The organism is Cellvibrio japonicus Ueda107 (assembly GCF_000019225.1).
In the GTDB taxonomy this organism is placed as follows: Bacteria; Pseudomonadota; Gammaproteobacteria; order Pseudomonadales; family Cellvibrionaceae; genus Cellvibrio; species Cellvibrio japonicus.
The window spans coordinates 3,134,379-3,156,454 of the sequence record NC_010995.1; the positions used below are offsets into that span (position 1 = coordinate 3,134,379).

20 protein-coding genes and 1 tRNA gene are annotated in these 22,076 nt (G+C 52.7%); 5 read left to right on the forward strand and 16 right to left on the reverse strand.

Annotated features, from left to right (window positions below; all coding sequences use genetic code 11):
• Nucleotides 1–3: 3 nt before the first annotated feature.
• On the reverse strand, nt 4–1,623 hold the full coding sequence (locus CJA_RS12875; RefSeq protein WP_012488260.1) for an NAD(P)/FAD-dependent oxidoreductase: 1,620 nt from the start codon (nt 1,621–1,623) through the stop codon (nt 4–6).
• A 56-nt stretch (nt 1,624–1,679) separates the two neighbouring features.
• Nucleotides 1,680–2,360: a ribulose-phosphate 3-epimerase gene (gene rpe / locus CJA_RS12880; protein ID WP_041551521.1), complete on the reverse strand. Its 681-nt coding sequence runs from the start codon at nt 2,358–2,360 to the stop codon at nt 1,680–1,682.
• Between the two features lie 137 nt (nt 2,361–2,497).
• On the opposite strand from rpe, the gene CJA_RS12885 reads away from it, so the two are divergent.
• A complete protein-coding gene (locus tag CJA_RS12885) occupies nt 2,498–3,556 on the forward strand; it encodes a DUF3530 family protein (protein ID WP_041551522.1) in 1,059 nt (352 codons plus the stop codon).
• A gap of 302 nt (nt 3,557–3,858) precedes the next feature.
• On the opposite strand, the gene CJA_RS19110 is transcribed toward CJA_RS12885, so the two are convergent.
• The 8 genes from CJA_RS19110 to rlmE all read right to left on the reverse strand — a co-directional run bounded on the left by CJA_RS19110 (nt 3,859) and on the right by rlmE (nt 11,135).
• The gene (locus tag CJA_RS19110) at nt 3,859–4,590 is read right to left on the reverse strand and encodes a tRNA-uridine aminocarboxypropyltransferase (RefSeq protein WP_041552382.1); all 732 of its coding nucleotides are present in this window, start codon (nt 4,588–4,590) and stop codon (nt 3,859–3,861) included.
• A 70-nt stretch (nt 4,591–4,660) separates the two neighbouring features.
• Nucleotides 4,661–4,745, reverse strand: a tRNA-Leu gene (locus CJA_RS12895).
• Between the two features lie 16 nt (nt 4,746–4,761).
• Nucleotides 4,762–5,169 (reverse strand): preprotein translocase subunit SecG, encoded by a 408-nt coding sequence (gene secG / locus CJA_RS12900; RefSeq protein ID WP_012488264.1) that lies wholly within the window; start codon nt 5,167–5,169, stop codon nt 4,762–4,764.
• A 60-nt stretch (nt 5,170–5,229) separates the two neighbouring features.
• Nucleotides 5,230–5,991, reverse strand: a complete 762-nt coding sequence (tpiA, locus tag CJA_RS12905) for a triose-phosphate isomerase (RefSeq protein ID WP_012488265.1) — start codon at nt 5,989–5,991, stop codon at nt 5,230–5,232.
• A 226-nt stretch (nt 5,992–6,217) separates the two neighbouring features.
• A complete protein-coding gene (gene glmM / locus CJA_RS12910; RefSeq protein ID WP_012488266.1) occupies nt 6,218–7,555 on the reverse strand; it encodes a phosphoglucosamine mutase in 1,338 nt (445 codons plus the stop codon).
• Nucleotides 7,556–7,606: 51 nt separating this feature from the next.
• Nucleotides 7,607–8,467: a dihydropteroate synthase gene (gene folP, locus CJA_RS12915; protein ID WP_012488267.1), complete on the reverse strand. Its 861-nt coding sequence runs from the start codon at nt 8,465–8,467 to the stop codon at nt 7,607–7,609.
• A 71-nt stretch (nt 8,468–8,538) separates the two neighbouring features.
• The gene (ftsH, locus tag CJA_RS12920) at nt 8,539–10,452 is read right to left on the reverse strand and encodes an ATP-dependent zinc metalloprotease FtsH (RefSeq protein WP_012488268.1); all 1,914 of its coding nucleotides are present in this window, start codon (nt 10,450–10,452) and stop codon (nt 8,539–8,541) included.
• 47 nt (nt 10,453–10,499) lie between these two features.
• Nucleotides 10,500–11,135: a 23S rRNA (uridine(2552)-2'-O)-methyltransferase RlmE gene (gene rlmE, locus CJA_RS12925; protein WP_012488269.1), complete on the reverse strand. Its 636-nt coding sequence runs from the start codon at nt 11,133–11,135 to the stop codon at nt 10,500–10,502.
• Between the two features lie 130 nt (nt 11,136–11,265).
• Between rlmE and CJA_RS12930 the strand changes: the two genes are divergently transcribed.
• Entirely contained in the window at nt 11,266–11,571 is a 306-nt protein-coding gene (locus CJA_RS12930) for a YhbY family RNA-binding protein (RefSeq protein ID WP_012488270.1), read from the forward strand.
• Between the two features lie 123 nt (nt 11,572–11,694).
• Here the strand turns inward: CJA_RS12930 and CJA_RS18710 are convergent, their stop codons facing one another.
• The 5 genes from CJA_RS18710 to CJA_RS12955 all read right to left on the reverse strand — a co-directional run bounded on the left by CJA_RS18710 (nt 11,695) and on the right by CJA_RS12955 (nt 19,465).
• Nucleotides 11,695–12,306: a tetratricopeptide repeat protein gene (locus CJA_RS18710; protein WP_158304067.1), complete on the reverse strand. Its 612-nt coding sequence runs from the start codon at nt 12,304–12,306 to the stop codon at nt 11,695–11,697.
• Nucleotides 12,307–12,364: 58 nt separating this feature from the next.
• Nucleotides 12,365–14,779 carry a PKD domain-containing protein gene (locus CJA_RS12940; RefSeq protein ID WP_012488272.1) on the reverse strand — a complete coding sequence of 805 codons (2,415 nt, stop codon included), beginning with the start codon at nt 14,777–14,779 and terminating at the stop codon, nt 12,365–12,367.
• 37 nt (nt 14,780–14,816) lie between these two features.
• Nucleotides 14,817–17,597 (reverse strand): TonB-dependent receptor, encoded by a 2,781-nt coding sequence (locus tag CJA_RS12945; protein ID WP_012488273.1) that lies wholly within the window; start codon nt 17,595–17,597, stop codon nt 14,817–14,819.
• A gap of 188 nt (nt 17,598–17,785) precedes the next feature.
• Nucleotides 17,786–18,754 (reverse strand): FecR family protein, encoded by a 969-nt coding sequence (locus CJA_RS12950; protein WP_012488274.1) that lies wholly within the window; start codon nt 18,752–18,754, stop codon nt 17,786–17,788.
• 198 nt (nt 18,755–18,952) lie between these two features.
• Nucleotides 18,953–19,465 carry an RNA polymerase sigma factor gene (locus CJA_RS12955; protein WP_041551523.1) on the reverse strand — a complete coding sequence of 171 codons (513 nt, stop codon included), beginning with the start codon at nt 19,463–19,465 and terminating at the stop codon, nt 18,953–18,955.
• A 241-nt stretch (nt 19,466–19,706) separates the two neighbouring features.
• Between CJA_RS12955 and CJA_RS12960 the strand changes: the two genes are divergently transcribed.
• From CJA_RS12960 to CJA_RS12970, 3 genes are read left to right on the forward strand one after another with little or no spacing between them, the layout of a single operon-like run.
• The gene (locus tag CJA_RS12960; protein WP_012488276.1) at nt 19,707–20,324 is read left to right on the forward strand and encodes a biliverdin-producing heme oxygenase; all 618 of its coding nucleotides are present in this window, start codon (nt 19,707–19,709) and stop codon (nt 20,322–20,324) included.
• A complete protein-coding gene (locus tag CJA_RS12965; RefSeq protein ID WP_012488277.1) occupies nt 20,324–20,704 on the forward strand; it encodes a YbaN family protein in 381 nt (126 codons plus the stop codon). Before CJA_RS12960 ends, CJA_RS12965 begins: the two co-directional genes overlap by 1 nt.
• Entirely contained in the window at nt 20,701–21,507 is an 807-nt protein-coding gene (locus CJA_RS12970) for an energy transducer TonB (protein WP_012488278.1), read from the forward strand. Before CJA_RS12965 ends, CJA_RS12970 begins: the two co-directional genes overlap by 4 nt.
• 89 nt (nt 21,508–21,596) lie before the next feature.
• On the opposite strand, the gene greA is transcribed toward CJA_RS12970, so the two are convergent.
• Nucleotides 21,597–22,076 carry a transcription elongation factor GreA gene (gene greA / locus CJA_RS12975; RefSeq protein ID WP_012488279.1) on the reverse strand — a complete coding sequence of 160 codons (480 nt, stop codon included), beginning with the start codon at nt 22,074–22,076 and terminating at the stop codon, nt 21,597–21,599.

Sequence of the window (22,076 nt, forward strand, 5' to 3'; positions counted from 1 at the left end):
CGTTTACGCCTGCAAATCCGCCAGCATGGCCTTGGCCAAGGCTTCGGCAACCTTGATGCCGTCAACACCGGCAGAAAGGATTCCCCCCGCATAACCAGCACCTTCACCCGCAGGATACAGGCCGCGAGTATTCAGGCTCTGGAAAGTTTCGTTATCGCGGGTAATACGCACAGGGGATGAAGTGCGGGTTTCAATGCCGGTAAGCACAGCATCCTCGCGGTCAAAACCGCGAATTTGCTTACCAAAGGCCGGCAGCGCCTCGCGAATGGCCTCAATCACATAATCCGGTAATGAAGGCGCCAAATCGCCCAGGCGCACACCGGGCTTGTAGGAAGGCACGACTTCACCAAACTCACCAGAAGGACGCCCGCGGATAAAATCCCCCACCAGCTGGCCGGGAGCACAATAATCACTGCCACCCAATTCATAGGCCCTGGACTCCAGCCGCTCTTGCAACTCTACGCCGGCCAGGGGGCCACCGGGGAAATCCTGCTCGGGATGAATCCCCACCACAATACCCGCGTTGGCATTGCGCTCGTTGCGTGAATACTGGCTCATACCATTGGTAACAACACGCTGGGGCTCCGAGGTGGCGGCAACTACCGTCCCACCGGGACACATACAAAAGCTGTAAACCGCCCGGCCATTTTTAGCGTGATACACCAGCTTATAATCTGCCGCCCCCAGTTCCGGATGCCCTGCATACTTGCCCAGGCGAGCCTCATCAATTTGCGACTGTGGATGTTCAATACGAAAACCGACGGCAAAGGGTTTTGCCTCAACAAAAACCCCGCGCCGGTGCAATGTGCGAAACGTGTCGCGCGAGCTGTGGCCTAACGCCAATATCACATAGCGACTGTGTATCTGCTGGCCATCTGCCAGTTCTACCCCCTGGATGCGACCGTCCCGCAACAAAAAATCCACGACTTTGCTTTCAAACCTGACCTCGCCTCCCAGGCGCTTGATCTCCTCACGCATGGTGGATACTACCCCGGTGAGGCGAAAGGTCCCAATATGGGGTTTACTCACATAGAGGATTTCTTCCGGTGCCCCCGCCTTTACGAACTCGTGCATCACCTTGCGGCCATAAAACCTGGGGTCTTTGATTTGGCTGTAGAGTTTGCCGTCGGAAAACAACCCGGCACCACCCTCACCAAATTGCACATTGGATTCCGGTGTCAGTACCTTGTTACGCCATAGTGCCCAGGTATCTTTGGTGCGGCGACGCACATCCTTACCACGCTCAAGCACGATAGGTTTGAACCCCATCTGCGCCAGGATAAGTGCCGCAAACAAACCGCAGGGACCAAAGCCAATCACCAACGGGCGCTCCGTTAAATTGTCCGGCGCCTGGGCTACCGGGTAATACCGGGTGTCGGGCGCGGGACGCACATTATTGTCGCGGGCAAAACGCTGCAGGATTTTTTGCTCATCGCGCACAACCAGGTCGATGATATAAACAAAGGTGATTTCACTGTTCTTCTTGCGCGCATCATAACTGCGCTTAAACACAGTAAATTCCAGCAGGTCGGCATCCTGAATCTTCAGGCGGGCAACTATGGCCTGGCGCAATGCCTCGGGGGAATGGTCAAGCGAAAGCGACAGCTCGGTAATACGGATCATAAAAAGTCCTGGCCGGTAACGCCGGCAAAGGGATTAAACGAAAAAAGGGAGAAGATCTACACTAACGCGAGCTGTGCACGCATCTCGCGAATCACCTGTGCATAGTCCTCAGCACCAAAAATAGCGGAACCTGCAACAAACGTATCTGCGCCGGCCTCGGCAACTGCGCGAATATTGCTTAAGCCGACACCGCCATCCACTTCCAGGCGAATGGGCAGGCCAGAGCGATCAATCAACGCCCTCGCTTCACGCAATTTATCGAGCACATAAGGAATAAACTGCTGGCCGCCAAAACCGGGGTTAACTGACATCAGCAGCAACATATCCAGTTTTTCGAGCACATATTTGATCTGTTCAAGGGAACTGGCAGGATTCAGCACAAGGCCGGCTTTGCAGCCTTTGCCCTTGATCAATTGCAGGGAGCGATCCAGGTGACGGGATGCCTCAGGGTGGAAAGTAATATAGGTAGCCCCTGCATCTGCAAACTGCACAATCAAATCATCGACAGGCTCCACCATCAAATGCACATCAATAGGTGCAGTGATACCGTAATTGCGCAAGGCTTTGCACACCATGGGGCCAAACGTCAGGTTGGGGACATAGTGATTATCCATCACATCAAAATGGATGATATCGGCCCCGGCAGCGAGTACAGCACTCACCTCCTCTCCCAAACGGGCAAAGTCGGCCGACAGGATCGAAGGAGCTATTTTGAAATCTCGCTTAAAGTTCTGCATAAAATGTCCGATTACCTGCAATTAAGGGAGGCATTTTACCCTGTATAACTCATGCCTCTGCAACCCACGGGAGATAATGACGCACGATGCTTCCGCCTGTTACCCGTCGATTACCCTCATGGTGCTCTCATGGGCGCATGAAAACCATTGCCTGCGGCCTGCTGATACTGGCCATGAAGACGCCCTGCCTGGCCCAAACACCCCCCAGCGACCCGACTCCACCACCAACAAACACCACTGTGTCTGAATCGTCAAGCAGCAGCACTTCCAGTCTATCTACTTTGGATCGCCGCCTCAGAGCCAAAGAATTGCTGGCAGACGCACTCACTGAAGAAAGCCATTGGCTGGAGACAACCGAAGGCAAAATCCTGGCCCTGTTCCGCCCGACGGAAGACAAGGTTACCAAGGGGGCTTTATTGCTCCTGCATGCAGCTGAAGACCCGCAGTCCTGGCCCCCCGAACTGGAGAACCTGCGCCAAAAACTGCCGCAATATGGCTGGGAAACCCTGGCGATCAGCCTACCCCAGGCTTATGCCCCTGAGCCGCCCAAACGGGAATTAGCCCCCGCTGTCGAAAGCCAAAGTTCCAGCAGCCAGGCAGATGATCCAAATACCAGCACAAACGCCGAAACAACCAACGCCAGCAGTTCACAATCCTCCAGCAGCACGCCGACAGAAGACAAACCACACACTGTGGCACGCGAGCAATTGATCAAGGCTTATATACTCGCCGCCCTGAACTTCCTCAACCAAAAAGGGCGCTTTAACCTGGTCGTGCTGGTTGATAACAGTTCGCTCTATTGGTGCATGCAACTGCTATCCCCCTCCATCAAAACCAACACGCGGGATCCCAATACCGTAGACGGCCCCCTGCAAGCCCTGGTGATTACCAACCTACAACCACAGGAGCCCCTGACTACTGCCGAACTGGAAGCCAGTTTTAGCCAATCACAACTCCCGGTAATGGACATTTTTTTCGGGCCGGATAATTCCGTACAACAGGCACAGCGGGATAAACACAGGGCCGTTGCCATGCGCAACAAATTACAGCACTACCAACAGACGTTACTGGAAGCGCAACCCAAGGTTGTCGAAGATGATTCCAACAGTTTTTTGCTGGCGAGGATAAGGGGATTTATGGAGAAAAAAGCACGGGGAACTGAAATACAGGCAAAAGAAGTGAAAAACCAACCCTAACAGCAATCCACTGAAAACAAGAAAGGCGCTGTTATAAGCGCCTTTCTTACCCTGTCACGAATCAATCCTTAACCCGCACAAGGTTTCAAACACACACGATTAGATGAGTGATCCCACAAAATTAGTCGCATCCATTGACCTTGCTTGGTCAACTAACCTTCCCTGAATCCTCCCTGTGTTGTGCATTTTGGGCAAATACAGCTCGTGTGCATAGTCGCCTTTCTCGTGATTTCTTGTAGGAAATCGACCATGGTTGACGCCGGACACCACCCTATAGCCTCACCCCATATCGCTGACACCTGTCAGCCACTCCCCTTGAACAACTCCAAACGTTTATGTAACTCGCTGACGTCAGGGGGATAGGAACCACGGGTCGCTAAATAATGGTGATTGAACAATGCAAAATAATCACTCAATACCCTGGCATTATCTTCTTCGTTCGCCACGGCCATGCACAGTGCGGCCGCTTCAGCCGTGGACACATAGTCTTCCTGGTGCGACTTGCGCACGGCATAACCTCTCTCGCGTGTATCCGGTAACTTGATACACGCAATACCGTCAAGCCAGCGACTTAAATGGAACATCCGGCCACTCTGTTTCCAGGTTCCATCCAGCAAGATAAAGGTGGGGATACGCTGATCACCGGACGGTAAATGGCTTACCAGGGCATGTCCAGGAGCGTTTTCGACAGGAAAAACCAGCAGGCACAAGCGTGCTGGATCTGCCAATAGATTCAGCAATGCCGGCTCAGGCTCCGTCCTGCTCCAACAAAACACGTGCGTTTGGCCCGGCAGCACATCGGCAATCAAACGCCCGGTATTGGTTGGCTTAAACACTTCGTCCCGATGCATCAGCAACACAAATTCACAACGGCTTGCCAAACGTGGACGCCAGTTACAAATACAGGCATAGCTTGCCAATTGGCACAACTCGCAACGCGCTACCGACTTACCGCGTGCTAAAAATTCACGGGTAGACTCTGCCAGGCGTCGCCTGCGCAACCGGTGATACTGGTTATCGAAAGACATAGACATAAAAATGAAATCGTACAAAAACAAAAAACCCGCAATATTGCGGGTTTTTGCACCTAAGTCATCTAGGGTTTGGTGCCCTGGGCCGGACTCGAACCGGCACGGCATTCGCCACTACCACCTCAAGATAGCGTGTCTACCAATTCCACCACCGGGGCTAATTCGTCAACTATATTAGTTTTGTTCCTGGCTGGCAGCTTCTGATGCAGCGGGCTCAGCTGTCGCGGGAACATCAGACTCTGCATTTGCAGCCGGCGCTTGTGCCTCGGGAATGTCTGAAGCAGGAACCTGGACAGCAGGAACTTCCTGTTGAATCACAGGAACAATTTCACCTTGGGAGGCAACTTGCGAATTGTTTTTCGCAATCACAGCCAGCCCAAAACTGGTACAGAAAAACAGGGCTGCGATCGTCCAGGTAGCACGGGTAAAAAAGTTGCCACTACCCTCACTGCCAAATACTGTTTGCGACGCACCGGCACCAAAAGATGCCCCCATGGCCGCACCCTTACCCTGCTGGAGCAAAACCAGGCCGATAATGACCAGGGCAGCCAACGCATGAATCACTAAAATAAATTTTTCCATGACTCGCTCTCTCGTCTATCGGCAGCTAATGTTTTAACTGCGGCCAGACATTACGGGCGGCTAAATTGCCGCTGAACATATCGTTAAAAATTCTTGTGCATCCAGTGATGCCCCACCCAGTAAAGCACCATCTATATCCGGTAATGCAAATAACTCTTTTGCATTATGTGCTTTGACACTACCGCCGTAGAGCACACGTACTGATTCAGCATATTGGCCCAATTGTTGGCGAATATGCCGATGGACTTCCTGCGCTTGTACAGGTGTAGCCGTCTTGCCGGTACCAACAGCCCACACAGGCTCGTAAGCCACGACGGCATTGGCAAAAGCATCAAGCCCAACCACCTCTATCACAGCGTTTAACTGGCGACTAATCACCTGTAGATGCAACCCTTGATCACGTTGCGCTACAGATTCACCAATACACAATATCGGTATCAAACCAGCATGTTGAGCTGCTATAAATTTTCGCGCGACTCGATCATCGGTTTCACCCTGCAATCGGCGGCGCTCATTGTGACCGATTATTGCAAATTTGCAATCCATATCTGCCAGCATGTGCGCAGATACCTCACCGGTCAAAGCCCCCTTTTCCTCTTCATTAACATTCTGCGCACCCAGCTCAATAGCAGAGCCCTGAAGAGTATCGCGAACTTGATAAAGGTAGGGAAAAGGCGGGCAAATAACCACTTGCACCGGGCTTTGCCCGGGCCAACCAGACAGGATTTGAGCAAGCAGTGCTGCATTCTCCTGCCGATTGCCATTCATTTTCCAGTTGCCAACAACCAGTTGGCGGCGCTTGGTGTTACTTGCGTTAATCAACAGCAGTCCCCCTCCAAAGCGGGCGCTAATACTAGCCAGATTGTTGTAAACATACAACCACATCTTGGCTTAAGCCCTGATTTTTCCAGTTTTTTGGCTAGGGCAACAGCAGCACCGACCAAGGCTGGGTTGGTCGGTGCTTACAAAGTCTGCGCTTTGATGGGTTTTTGGTCGCCAAATTGCCGATTTGCCTGGCTGCAGCGCCAGGCTGTTTTTTATAAAAGAGTTAACTCAGCGCCGCTTCTACAACACTGGCCAACTCTTGGGCCAACTCTTTCACCTGGGCTTTATCCTCACCCTCAACCATTACCCGGACAACAGGCTCGGTTCCTGAAGGACGAAGCAAGACACGACCGCTGCCGCCCAGCTTTTCCTCTGTGAGCTTAACCGCGCGCTGGATCGTCTCGTTATTAGCGAGGTCTGCACGTTTAGCCATATGCACGTTAATCATCACCTGGGGTAATTTGGCCATGCCTTTTTTAATCTTGTGCAGTTTTTGTCCCAGGGTAGTTATTGCCAACAGAACCTGCAGCGCAGAAATAATGCCATCGCCGGTGGTTGTTACATTGCTGCACACAATATGGCCGGAGTTTTCCCCGCCCAACCGCCATCCACGCTCACGCATCATTTCAATAACGTAGCGATCCCCCACCTTGGCGCGCGCAAAAGGAATACCCAGTTTTTTGAGCCCCAATTCAAAGCCAAAATTACTCATCAGGGTACCCACTACGCCGTCACAACCGCCGGCGTACTCCTGTTGATAGGCAGCGATGATGTAAAGCAGCTCATCGCCGTCGACAAGCTCACCTTTATGATCGACAAAAACGACACGATCTCCATCGCCATCAAAAGCAATACCAAGGTCTGCTCCCAGTTCTACGACCTTTTCCTGCAAGGCTTCCGGTTTAGTGGAGCCGCAGCCGCGATTAATATTAGTGCCATTCGGATCGACAAAAATTGGCGTGACATGAGCACCAAGTTCACTAAATACGTTGGGTGCTATGTTATAGGTGGCACCATGTGCACAATCGATAACAAGGTGCATACCTTTTAAGTTAAAGCCCCAGGGCATAGTGCCCTTACAGAACTCAATATAGCGACCGGAGGCATCCTGTATCCGCTTGGCCTTGCCCAACTTTTCTGCGGTTACCATAGGCTGCTCAAGTTGTTTTTCGATCAAGTCTTCCAGATCGTCCGGCAGCTTGGTGCCATTGCCGCCAAAAAATTTAATCCCGTTATCAACATAGCTGTTGTGGGAGGCGCTAATCACTATTCCTGCCTGCGCCTGGAAAGTACGTGTCAGATAGGCAACACCCGGCGTGGGCATGGGCCCCAGCAATCCGACATCAACACCCGCATTGATCAAGCCCGCCTGCAGTGCAGACTCAAACATATAACCGGAAATACGTGTGTCCTTGCCAATCAAAATCATGTTAGAGCCATCAAACCGGTCCATCAGCACACGACCTGCAGCCCACCCCAGTTTGAGCATAAAATCAGGGGTGATGGGTCCCTCACCAACCAGGCCACGAATACCATCCGTTCCGAAATACTTGCGTGTCATACATTGACTCCACTGCCTTTATATTCAGCAGCAATTTTTAAGGTGAAATGTTTAAGCTAAATTTTGCACAGCCTGTAATACCTTGAGCACATCAGCCGTCTCAGCAACATCGTGTACACGAATAATCGCTGCACCAGATTGCGCAGCACACAACGCCAATGCCAGGCTACCCGCCAAACGCTGATCGACAGGACGCCCCAGTAATTGCCCAAGCATTGATTTACGCGATACCCCTACCAATACCGGATAACCCAGCTCAGTGAACATCGGCAGCTGGCGCAAAAGCGCAAGATTATGATCGAGAGTTTTGCCAAAGCCAAATCCGGGATCCAGTAACAATCGCTCATCAGAAATGCCCACCTGGTGGCAAGCGTGTATTCTTTGACGCAGGAAATCGATAACCTCAGCTACCACATCATAGTAATCAGGTTTTTGTTGCATGGTTGAAGGCTGACCTTGCATATGCATCAGGCACACCGGCAATCCCGAATCTGCTGCGGCCTGGAGCGCACCTTCACGCTGCAAGGCGCGCACATCATTAATTAAACCGGCACCAACCTTTGCTGATTCACGGATAACAGCCGCTGTGCTGGTATCGACAGACACCAACGCATCCAGGCGATTTACCAATGCCTCCACAACAGGAACCACCCGATCAAGTTCTTCCTGTACAGAGACTGTCGCCGCTCCCGGACGAGTGGATTCACCACCGACATCGATGATGGAAGCCCCCTGTTGCAGCATGGTCTCAGCGCGGGACAATGCCAGGTCTATAGACAGCGTTGATTGCTGGTAATAACTTCCACCGTCCGAAAAAGAATCTGGTGTAGTATTGAGAATCCCCATAATACGGGAGCGACCAAGGTCAAGGCTATGCTTGCCGCACTGAATTCGGGTGATGGGATTAGCCATTAAAACAACTACCGAAAAAAATAACCCCGAGCAAACTCGGGGTTGGGATTACGCGTAAACTCATTAAGACATCAATGAGTGTTTGCCGGGCCACCAATAGGCCCGGCAGGATTCTCACCGGTTGAATCTGAATCTTTATCACGTAAATGGTTATTGAAGTCATCGTCATTCCATTCGCGCGGTGGGCGAACCTTGCGACGCGACATCAAATCATCAACTTGCTCGGCATCGATGGTTTCATATTCCATCAACGCATCTTTCATCGCTTCAAGAATATCGCGGTTATCTTCGAGAATTTTCCTGGCGCGGGTGTAGCATGCATCAATGATGCGGCGCACTTCCTCATCAATATGCTTGGAAGTTTCATCCGAATATTGTTGCGAGGCCATACCGGGATACATGCCTTCTTCTTCGCCGTAATGCAGCGGTCCCAATCTGGCGGACAGCCCCCATTTGGTGACCATGTTGCGGGCAATCGCTGTTGCACGCTCAATATCATTGGATGCACCCGTGGTAATCCCCTCTTCACCCAAGGTCATTTCCTCTGCAATACGGCCACCAAAGAGTGTGCAGATGCTGGACTCGAGAGCGCGTCTGCTCATGCTGTACTTATCGCCTTCAGGCAGGAACTGGGTAACACCCAGGGCGCGACCGCGGGGAATAATAGTGACTTTGTGTACAGGGTCGTGCTCAGGTACCAGGCGACCAACAATGGCGTGGCCAGCTTCGTGATAAGCGGTGTTTTCCTTTTCTTTCTCACTCATCACCATGGTGCGACGCTCCGCCCCCATCATGATTTTGTCACGCGCTTTTTCAAAGTCTTCCATAGTGACCAAACGCTTGTTGGCACGGGCGGCCATCAAGGCGGCTTCGTTTACCAGATTAGCCAGTTCGGCACCGGAAAAACCGGGGGTACCGCGCGCAATAACAGAGGCACTGACGCGCTCATCCAAAGGAACCTTGCGCATGTGCACTTTCAGGATTTGCTCGCGACCACGGATATCCGGCAAGCCGACATAAACCTGGCGATCAAAGCGGCCTGGACGCAGCAAGGCTTTATCAAGCACATCAGCACGGTTGGTTGCTGCAATGATGATGACACCATCATTACCTTCAAATCCGTCCATCTCTACCAGCAGCTGGTTCAGGGTTTGCTCACGCTCATCGTGACCGCCACCATGGCCACCGCCACGATGACGTCCCACTGCATCAATCTCATCGATAAATACAATACAGGGGGCTTGTTTTTTAGCCTGCTCAAACATGTCGCGCACACGGCTGGCACCCACGCCCACAAACATCTCCACAAAATCGGAACCGGAAATGGAAAAGAACGGGACTTTCGCTTCACCAGCAATGGCTTTGGCCAGCAAAGTTTTACCGGTACCTGGCGGCCCCACCATCAATACACCGCGTGGAATCTGGCCACCGAGGCGCTGGAATTTGGAGGGGTCGCGCAGGTATTGCACCAACTCCTGCACTTCCTCTTTTGCTTCATCCACACCGGCCACATCGGCAAAAGTGGTTTTAATCTGGTCCTCTCCCAGCAGCCGCGCCTTGCTTTTACCAAAGCTCATCGGCCCTCCCTTACCCCCGGCACCACCCTGCATCTGGCGCATAAAGAACCAGAAAACCGCAATGATCAGTAACACCGGAGCAATGGAAATCAGGATTTGGGACAGCAGGCTGGGTTTCTCAAGCTCGCGCCCTTCAAAGTTGACGCCATGGTTGTACAGGTCATCAACCAGTTTGTCATCGCGGACATAGGGGCGGATGGTCTTGAAGCGGGTATTGTCCTGGAAGACACCTTCGATGGTTTCGGGGGTAATCACAACATCCCGGACACGGCTATCTTTAACCGCAGTAATAAATTCAGAGTAACTGAGGTTCTGGGCTCCTGACGGGCGGTTGAAGTTCTCAAATACGCTGAACAGCACTACTGCAATAATCAGCCAGAGCACGAGGTTTTTGGTGATATCGTTCAAGGAGATTTCCTCTGGTTACAACAAATATTCAGAATAATCACTCAGGTTCAGGATACCGTCTGGCATCCCAGAAACCCTTTGCCTACCACATAGACCTCCCGCGAACGCGAGCGCGAGGCATCTGGCTTGCGAATAACAACCTTCTCAAAACATCCCTTGAGGTCTTTCAGGTACTGGTCGTAACCTTCACCGTGGAACACCTTGGCCACAAAATTGCCCTGGGGCTTCAGCACGCGTTTGGCCATGTCCAGCGCCAACTCTACCAGATACATAGCCTGAGGCTGATCTACCGCATTAATGCCACTCATATTGGGGGCCATATCAGAGATTACAAGATCAACCGGCGTATCGCCGATAGCCAGAAGGATTTGGTTAAAGACAGAATCATCAGTGAAGTCCCCCTGGATAAACTCCACACCTTCAAGGGTATCCATGGGCAGTATATCCGATGCGACCACCCGTCCATGTGTGCCAACCTGTTGGCCCGCTACTTGCGACCAACCACCCGGCGCAGCGCCGAGATCGACCACCAACATACCGGGACGGATTAACCTGTCCTTATCATTGAGCTCCAGCAGCTTATAACTGGCCCGGGTTCTATAGCCGTCGGCATGGGATTTTTTGACATACTGGTCACTGAAATGTTCTTCCAGCCAGCGGTTACTGCTTTTGGATCGGGCCATTTAACTCAATACTCTGTTTCAGGAAAGCGGATGATCACAGCCGTAACCCATAACTTCAGGTACAATACCTGACTTTTCGTTATCACACATGGCATCCCGACAAGAGGAGCCATTCATTAAAGGTAATTGTATGCCCATTAACCCGGACCGTAAAAAACAATTTCGCACTATTGGCCACAAATTGAACCCTATTGTGACTATTGCCGGTAATGGTTTGAGTGAAGGGGTTGTCGCTGAACTGACTCGCGCTTTGGATGACCACGAATTGATCAAGGTGAAACTGGCATTAGCCGAACGCGAAGAGCGCAAGCTGGTAGTTGAAGAGCTGGCGGAATTGCCCGGCGTCGAGATTATCCAGGAAATAGGCAAAGTCGTGCTGCTGTACAAACCCAACAAGAAAGCTAATCCTAAGCTATCCAACCTGCATCGCAATTGAGGTTTGTCATAGGAGTGCTGGCAGCCAGGTTACACAATGCCAGCACTCACGCCGATCAGATGAGCACCCACCCACTATAACTTCATGATTTTTATATATTTTTCCTAACTTATCCGCACAACCTTACCGGCTTTGGCTATCGGCCGGTTGACCCGGACCCTGCGTTACCTGACGCAGGAGATTGGCACGCGACTGATATTCTTCTGCCAGATTATTGCGCCGAATGGTCTTATAGAGCGATGCCAGATTATCGAGCACCAATAATCGGTTTTGTACATCCGGTGCGGGTAATTGTTCAAGCAGTTCCAGTGCCTGCTTAAACAAGGGTTCCGCCTTGCCGTATTGGCGGCGCAGATAGAGCGATGCCGCCAGTCCGTTTAATACAATCGCTTGGCCACGCCCATCCGCTATCGCCTGTAAAATGACCAATGCTGCCTGGTAATACTCCTCCGCCTGAAGGTATTGCCGCAGCGACAACTGTGTATCGGCCAGGCTGGAAAGAATCAGCGCCCGCTCCCGGCTCTGCTCACCGAAATGCTGTGCAACCATAGGCAGCAACTGCTGATATAAACGCGCAGCCTGCCGGTAGTCGCCCTGTTGGTGGGCCAGCAATGCACGCTCGTTTAGCGGTGGAATTTCCTGTGGATCGAAAGCTATCTCTGTGGCGACAACAAAGCCACTTGTAAACAAAAAAACCAGTAGTAACACTGGCATACGCAAGGAAAGTTTCATCATAAATCCACGGATCACCAATGACAAAACGGCGCACAAGGCGCCGTTTCCTATAGGGTAATTATTGTGCGGCAACATTATCCAAGGTCACTTCAAAGGACCAATCCGGGCGCTCCTTAATGTCGAAGTACCAGCGCAAATGGGTGTTGTGTTCGCGGAATTTGTAATCCGCTGGCGATACTATGGCGAACTTCACCGACTCGCCATTTTTAATCACCTGGCCTTCACTCAACCCTACCAGCTGTGCCACACCTGTGCCATCGTGCTCGGTAGTTACCTGCAGGTTGTGAATCGTGTAGTCGCCTCCGGATGCGGTAAGCATATATTTGAAGGTCAAGCCATTAGCGGTGTAATCGCTTTTAAATGGCAAGGTGAGGTTATGGTCACTGGCAACGGTTTCCACACTGAAATCAGGAATCGAACCTATACCTACAGTTACCCCCGTATATGCCTGGTTGCCACTTAATTTGAGTGCCGGGTAGTTATTGAGATCAGCCACCTTGACGCTAATGGTTTGCGGCGCAGAGGTTGCCATGCCATCGCTCGCTACCACGGTGTAGGTATAAGTGCCTGGTACCTGGGGTACAAATGAGTGGTATGCGGTAGTGGCGGCATCGGGCAGATCGCTACCGGCGGGCTGCTCGTCCAGTGTCCACAAATAATAGAGCGTATCTAAATCCGGATCGGTGTAAATCGGGTTAACCACAACGGTGGCGCCGGTGTAGGCAGGCTGGGTTTCGTCCATCCCCCAATAAGGATAAAGGCGATTGAACTGCAGAGGATTGATTGAGTAGGCACCGGGAATACTCACCGTAGGTGCATTGTTTTGCTGCTTGGCAAATATACGGCCGTAGGCAGGCAACACTACCGAGTTGGTCACACCGTGGCTGTCGGTAACTGCCAGCAGCACAATATAGGCACCCGGTTTATCGGTGACGATACCGGCGCGGGCATTTTTTAATACTGCGCCGGTATCCAGCGTCACATCTTCAAATTTCAAACTGGCGCTACTGCCTTCCGGTTTTTCAAACAACACCCAGTTGTAGGTGAGCAGGTCACCTTCAGCATCTTTACTGCCACGTGCGTCAAACCAGCCGGTATCACCCACCAGAATCGTACCGGAATCTACTGCCACACTGACCGTAGGTGCCGTATTGGCGCCTGTGCGCGCGGTAAAGGTACGGCGTGCAGGTGCTGCTGCATCCAGCTCACCATCGTTCACAGATAACTCTACGGTGTACTCACCTTCAACGGTTGGTGTAAAGCTGAAAGAACCTGAAGCAGACAAATCGGCCTGTTCGTAACCTGCCGGGGTACTGATCCATTTAAACTTGCGGTTAGCTGCACCTATGTACAGGCCATCCACATCCCAGGAATTACCACTCGACCACACAATTTTGCCAAGTTCCACTTCATTTGAATCCTTAGCGGTAAAAAAATTAAAGCGCGGTGAAGGATAAAAGCTCGCTACCGGTGCTGTGTTAGGTGCATTTTCTGGCAGGGTGACTTTAATGCTGGCGCTGGAAATATTACTCAGGCTGGTGCCATCAAATACCATCAGGTATACCGTCCAATTACCCACCACATCGGGAGTAATAGAAGGCGTGGCAGTATTGGCATTAGCTAACCCGGTTTCTACACGCAGTGCAGAACCATTTTGAATACCATTAAGCGCAAGGCCACTGTCGGCGCCAGGACCAAACAAATACCAGCGATAGCTCAACACATCGCCATCGGCATCACTACTTTGGCTACCGTCCAGGGTGAGGGTTTGGCCGCGCTCAATGGTGTAAGAGCCACCCGCGTTGGCCACAGGCTTGGTGTTGCTGATACTGGCAGTAATGCTAAGCAGCACGGGCTCGCTGGCCTTATCCTGGTAATAAACCACCAGGCTTGCACTGTAGGTACCGGCGACATCCAGGTGTAAATAATTACTGTTGCTCACCGATGTGGAAAAAACAGCCCGGCTGGTGGAGGGTTTTTCCAGCAGTGTCCATTCGTATTCCAGGTCGCGCACATCGCCGCCAGTGGGCGCCACACTGGCGCTGGCATCGAGCAGCAGGCTGGTGCCGATCAGCTCGTGATATTCGCTGCGGATAATCGCCACCGGAATTTCAGTGGTAGCGGTCACTGTCACACTGTCGGTTGCGGTTTTACTGCCATCACTCACTGCCAACTCAGCGGTGTAGGTACCCGGCAAATCCGCTACAAATGTGGGTTTTACTGCAGTGGCATCAGACAACTGCGCCGTACTGTTGCCCGGCTTGCCAGACAGCGTCCACTGATAACTCAGGGTCACATCGCTGCGCGTCGTGCTACTGCCCGAGGCGTCCAGGGTGACGGTTTCACCCATTTGTACAGTTTGGTCGGCGCCGGCATTGGCGACGGGTTTAGGTTTGCTGTCACCGCTGCCACCACAGGCGGCAAGCCATAGGCAGGCATACAACACTGCACTTAATTTAACTAACGATTTCATTAACCATCTCCGGTAGGTGTTTTTTGAAAACAGAAATTTAGAAATTAACGGTAAAACTCAAACGCGCTGTACGCCCTGGTGCCGGCACCATGCCCAGGCTCAGGGCGTCCAGGTAGTATTGGTCGGTGAGGTTGTCGACATTAAAGTCGATGCTAAGGATGTCGTTATGTTTCCAGCTGACGTAGGCATCCCAAATGGTGTATTCGTGCCAGGGTACCGGGCTGTTAAAACCGCGTGCGGTATCGTCATTAAAATCGGGCGTGGGTGTACGCTGGCCCATAAAGGTGCCGCGCACACCTATATCCAAACGCTGGTTAAACAGGCGCGCACCCAAGGTGGCATTGGCATGCCAGCGCGGGGGAATCATATTGTTAAAGTAGGAGTTGGCGACGCCATAATTATTACAGCGCTCGCGACGATAGCTACCGTAGTGGCACACTTCAATAAAATCGTAATAGGTGCCACCCAATTTGGTGTAGGCGATGCCCGTATCGTATTCCAGCGATAGCTCTGTACCATCGAGGCTTACACTTTCGATATTGCGCATCACAAAAAACTGACCGCTTTCTTCCCACAGGTTGGGCGAAGTGCGGGTTAAATAATCTTCGGTAATGTTATTAAAGTAGGCAAGCTTAAGCGCTAACCTGTCATCTTCGAACAGCGCACTGTTGGCAAGGTAGTTAATGCCTATTTCATTATTACTGGCGTGTTCAGGTCTAAGCGGATAATCCAGTGAAGGTTGAACTGACCAGCCCTGGGTGGTCTCAAATAAGCTGGGCATGCGATAGGCCTGGGCGTGGCGCGCGTAAAATTGCAAACCGTTCAACCAGGGCTCATAAATCACACTCACTACAGGCGCGGTGCCACTGTTGTTCGTGCGATAGCGGATAGGGTCACACTCGCCATCACCATCGTTATCGACACAGAACACACTTTCCACCCACAGGGTGTCGATAATATTACCTTCATCGTCGTACAGGTTTTCGTTGCGCCCGGTGGGAACCACCTGTTTGTGATCGTCAGTTTTGGCGCGGCTGTAGCGCAGTCCCGCCTGCCAGGTGAGTGTCGCTAGCGGCTTCCATTGCCAATCGAAAAACACACTGAATTCCGAGCGATCGCCGATACGACCATAGGAGGTATTGCTAATGGCAGTGATGCTGTCGCCCTCGCCAATATCGGTGTCCATATCTTCCCGCTGCGCCGACACACCGTAGTTCAGGTTGTGCAATCCCCAGTATTCCACTGTCATTTTGTTGCTGAGTTCTACACCAATACGGTCGTACTGCTCAGGCTCTGGCTCTGCAAATAAAAGATCTTCGGAGTAGTTGCGATTGATGGAGTCTGTGCGGGTATACCACTGGTTAAAACTTACATTGATCCAATCGTTGTCGGCCGGTTCCCAGTGGTAGCGACTGGAAAAGGTTTGTGCTGTCACCTCGCTGCCACGGGTTTGCTTGACCTCACTCAACCAAATTAATTGCGAGGGCATTAACTCGCCATAGGTGGAATCGTAGCGCTGGTAACTCAACTCCCAGATTTTGTCATCCGCCAAATAAATATTGCTTTTGAGCAACAGTGTGTTGCTGTCCATATTGCTGTTGGCAATGCGCTCTTCGGCGCGAAAGCGCGATACCCCCTCGCGCAAGGCTGTCACCTCGGTGTAAAACGGCAGCACGCGATATACCATTTCCAACTCGGGCACAGGGCCGTCGCTCCCGGAATAATAATTACCCTGGTTGCGCTCGGCGTAGGCCACCAGCACATCAACATTATCAAAGCGACGCGCCAGTGCCAGGCTGCCAGCCCAGCTGCGCAGGTCAAACCAATCGGGGCGATTCAATCCTTCATCCAGGCCGAAAGAGGCAGGCATGGCGTATTGGCCTGCACATAAACTCGCTACCGCGCAATTGATACGATAGGTTTTATTGGTGCCGTTCATTCCCGATACAGTGCCCACTTCAGGCGCGCTGCTGCTGTTGCCCATCAAGCTGCCGCGCGCGCGCATCCCCCAATCCTGGCCAGGTTTGATCACATCGTTAGCTTCGATGGTGCGCATGCTCACCACGCCGCCCGTTGCCCCGGTACCCTCGGCGCTCATCACCGGGCCTTTGCTGATCTCAATGGCGCCGATCAAATCCGGATCCACATAGGTGCGCGAGGCAACCCCGGCATAACCGCGCCATACGGTGGTTTCCTGGCGCGCTCCATCGATAAGTACAGGCACCCTGCTCTGTCCCTGCATACCGCGAATATTCACATCCAGGCCACCGGAGTTGCGATTCTCCCCAACCAGCACACCGGTAGTACCCTTGAAAATGTCGCCCACACTAGTGCCACGAAAGCGCTCAATTTCATCGCGCTTGAGCACGCTCATTGACCCGGCAGTTTGGTATACCTCATCGCTGATAGTGGTTGCCTGTACCCGCACAGGCCCCAACTGGATCGCGTCACTCCGGGTACGGGCAGCAGACGAGCGCACCAACTGCACTGTATTGCTGGAGGAGAAATACCACTGCATACCGCTATTGGCGAGCAGATGGTCTAGCGCCGCATCTGCACTCATCGTGCCGCTCAAACCCGCACTGGTGAGCTGGCTATCCAGGGAGCCGTCGACAATGACATCGATGCCTGTCACACGGGAAAACACTACCAATGCCTGGGCCAGGCTGCCGGACGCAATGGAAAACTGGAATTGTGTGGCGCTGGCCCCAGGACTTTGGGTCACCAGGTTATCGGCTGCCACTGCCGCTGTATCCAGCAGCGGTCCCATGAGAGCCAATAACAAACCACAGCGAGCTGATGTACGAATCGCGCTCACACATGCCCTACCGGAATATTGTTTTTTGTTCATAAAAGCCCAATCAAGAATGCGTCTCACTACAATGACGAGGTAAAGGCAAAAAAATCTGGGTGGGTTTGTTAATTTTTTTTAGTGAGGGAAAAAAAATGCAGCCACCGCGTTGGTGCGGGGCTGCATTTGAGGAAAGCGCCGTTGAATCAATCAGGCTATTGATAAATAAATGTGAGCTTACCGGCTACCGAAAAGGTTTTCAGGTTGAGTCCCTGTACCAGTTTGTCGAGCAGTTGTTCCGGCTGGCGGGTATCGAGGATCAGTGTGACCTGGTGCTGCGCCAAACTATCACCCAACAACACCAACTTGCCCGGATGCCAATGTTCCAGGATAGCCATCACCTCGATCAGCGGCTGGTTCAGGAATACCAATTGTTGATTGCGCCAGGACAGCAACAGGGATTCATCGGCAACCCCGATAGCGGAAAAACTGCCAGCGCGATAACTAAGTCCTTCGCCGGCATTCAGGATGCGCTGGTTTTGGCTATCGCCCTCAAGGGATACCCTTACCTGGTGTTCAGTGACTACTACGTCAGCACCGCGAGGCTGCAGGGATACGGCAAAAGCCGTCCCCAATGCCACAGTTTCACCACCGGCAGCCATTACCCGAAAGGGGCGCTGCGGGTTGGGAGCAACGTCAAACCACACATCGCCTGACAACACTTCCAGGCGGCGCTCCTTATCGCTGTAGTGCACGGCCAGTGCAGAATCAGAGTTCAGGTGTGCCCTGGAACCATCCGGAAGCAATACCACCTGCTGTTGACCGATGCCGGTGCGGTAATCAGCGCTGATGGAAAATGGCCAAAGCACCACGGCCAGAAATAAGCAGGCGGCCAAGCCTGTTAATGCCTGCCACGGGCGCTGGCGATACCAGGCCTGCGATAAGCGCCGCCCCCCGGCACCGGAAACTCCAATGGAGGTATCATCATTGGCAGCGGGTACGGCCAGTGCAACAGCACTATCGCGCCACAGGGACTGCAGCGCACTATAGGCCTGCCGATGGCGTGGATCACTGTTATACCACTGCTGGAACGCCTGCTGCTGCGACGCTGACACCGGTGGCTCCAACATCAGTGCAAACCAATGGCTGGCCTGTTCATCAATAGCGATTTGAGTATCCGTCACTCGGGATATCCTGCGTTATTCACGGTTGGACTGCCTGCCGTATGCGGGAGAAAACCCGGTTTGCCCACATCCGGTTACGACAGCCTGTTGTTATGATTGAAGACGAACGAAATAGGAAAAAACCCTGCTTTTGTACACAATTTCGTGGATATTGACAGCCTATTTCATCGTGACATGGCCCCTGGTTCCTTCGTTGGCCTACAGGCCACTCCCCTCGTCCAACTGCGACTTGAGCAGTTGTAGCGCCTTGGTGAAATGACTGAACACCGTTTTGGGAGAAATATTCAACGCTAAGCCAATCTCAGCCAGAGTCATGCCTTGTACCCGCGACATAATAAACACGTCACGGCAGCGCGGTGGCAACTGATCCACGGCGGCGCGAATATTTTCCAATCGCTGCTGACTCGCTGCGCGCACCTCCGGACCCGCCACCTCGGTTGGTATCTCGTCCAGGATGTCCTCCGGTACGCTATCGGTACAGCGAATCTGTTCACGGCGAAAGTGATCGATGACCAGATTGCGCGCGATACGAAACAAATAGGCGCGCACTTTCTGTATACCGGGCGGTTTTTCGTAGAGGGGCTTGAAGCGGATAAACGTGTCCTGCACCAGGTCAGCAGCCATATCCGGGTCGTTAACCTGGCGGCGTAAAAACTGCTCCAACTCTTTGTGGTGCTCTTTGAAAACGTCTTCGAAGCGACAATCTGCCATGGGCAACTACATCATTGGCGGTTAAATAAGGCGCCATGGTGACACCAATAAGAATAATTATCAACTGAGAATACTATTGATATAGGGCAGTCACTGCCCCAATAAAAGCCGGGCAGATTTTTTTAAAAAGCAGTGGGAAAGTTTTTAATGTCATTCGTCCTAACAATATCTGCGCTTGCATAAACGCTGTATTTATCCCGTGCAAACGGTGTCGATACCTATACTGCCCAAGGATTACTCCATGTCCCTACCCCTGAAAAGTGCCCCCCCTCCGCTGTCTGCCCTGTTAAAAGAAACCTCTACCGGTCATCACGAGGGACTGGATAAGCGCATCATGTCGCTGGCGCCCTTTTCCAGCCGCGAACGCTATGCGCTGTTCCTGCGCACAATGGCTCGCCTGCACCGGGTGACTACCCGCTGGTTCCAACACCATACCCTGAAAACCTGGCTTCCTGGTTTGGACGAACGCGATCGCGTGAATGCAGTGCTGCAAGACTGTACCGATCTGGGCGTCAGTCGAGAAGACCAGGCAGAAGATGCCCTGATTGCAGCGCGCATGGTCGTGGATAATCCCTACACTGCACTGGGCTGGGCCTATACCATCGAAGGGTCCAACATGGGTGCCGCCTTTCTGTTGAAGATGGCGCGCGCCGAATTGGGCCTGTCAGAAACTTTTGGAGCCCGCCACATGGCTGGTCACGATGATGGGCGCGGCTTGCACTGGCGCCGCTTCCGCGAAGCACTGGATGCAATTCCCCTCACGGAAGAACAGCGCGAACTGGCACAGCAAGGCGCCCTGGATGCCTTCAACTTTGCGCGCAAGAGTGTGGACGACTTGATGGCGGACAGCGGGCAATAATGCGCTGGGTGTGGCGCTGTCTGGCACTGGTTGCAGTGGCCTTGGGTTTGATTGGAGTCATAGTACCCGGCATGCCCACCACGGTATTTATGCTGATGGGCGCCGCTGCTGCCTCTCGCGGCTGGCCAGCCCTGCATGACTGGCTACTATCCCACCCGCGTTTTGGTCCGCCTATCCAGCATTGGCGCAACTACGGAGCCGTGCCGCGCAAAGCCAAATGGATGGCCTTGATCACCATGCTGCTGAGTATGTGGATGATCTGCAGCTCCGCCACTGCCCTATGGGTCAAGTGGAGTCTGCCATCCCTCATGAGCGCCATACTGTTATGGTTATGGACACGTCCGGAATGTCCCCGTAAAAATCCAGAGCAAGAGCAATGACAACAGCCCTGTATTATCAGGGTTGCGAACATCCCGACAGGGAAAAGCTGCCCAACACCCTCTCACTCATCAGCGTTGTATTGATTCACGCCCTGCTGATCGGCATGGCCTTTTGGCACCCCGCATACCTGCAGCCGGTACTGCCTGACAGTCCACCCCGCATCATGGAGGCAGCCCTGATTACGGCTGCGCCTCCCCACCAGCCGACTGAATTACCGCCAGGGCCGCAGCAGGTGGAGGCCGTGGCCACCCCCGAACCCATGGTCAAACCGGAACAAGCCCCCGAACTACTCACCCATAAAGAGGCGGAAACAGTTATTCGGTCCGCCCCCGAAGTGCCAAAACCCCCGCGCGAAAAAAAGGTTGAAGAGATTGTTAAAGAGGCACCTGTCGTCAACCCTGTGGACGCGACACAATCAGCCCCGGAAACGACAGCCCCGGCGGCGGTGGAAGCGCAACCTGCCGAAACAGCCACCGCCATCGCCACCGGCATACAACAGCAAATCCGCGCGGCAACACTCAACTGGCAAAGCTTATTGCAAATGCACCTTGAACAGCGCAAACGCTACCCGCGCCGCGCGCAAATGCGCCACCAGGAAGGTGTTCCCCTGGTGAGGTTTACCATGGACCGCAGCGGTCAGGTGTTATCTGCAGAACTTATTAAAACCAGTGGACATGGCGAACTGGATAAAGAGGCCATCGCACTGGTAAAACGCGCCGCACCACTACCGCCGCCCCCGGCGGATATTCAGGGGGAAACACTGACGCTGACCCTGCCAATCGAATTTTTTATTCACCATTAAATTCTCAAGCTATAAAAAAGCCGCGGTTAACACCCTGGTTAACCGCGGCTTTTTATTCCGCCCGCCATCCGATGGATAAGCGCTGTTTTTTATAAATGTTCTACTTTATCAATTTCGTATTCCACATCGCCACCGGGAGCGCGCACGATCACCACATCACCTTCTTCTTTACCCACCAGGGCACGGGCGATGGGCGAGTTCACCGAAATTTTGTTCGCTTTCACTTCCGCTTCGTCGTCGCCCACAATTTGGTAGGTCAAGGCTTGCTCGGTTTCTATATTGATAATAGTTACCGTCGTGCCAAAGATCACCTTGCCAGTATGGGGAATGGTTGTCACATCGATAATCTGGGCATTGCTGAGCTTGCCTTCGATTTCCTTAATCCGCCCCTCGCAAAAACTCTGCTGTTCACGCGCGGCAGAGTATTCTGCATTCTCCTTCAAATCACCGTGTTCACGCGCTTCTGCGATAGCCTGCACAATGCGCGGACGCTGGACCTTTTTCAGATCCTCTAATTCAAGGCGCAGTTTTTCTGCGCCTGTGATTGTCATTGGAAATTTAGTGCTCAT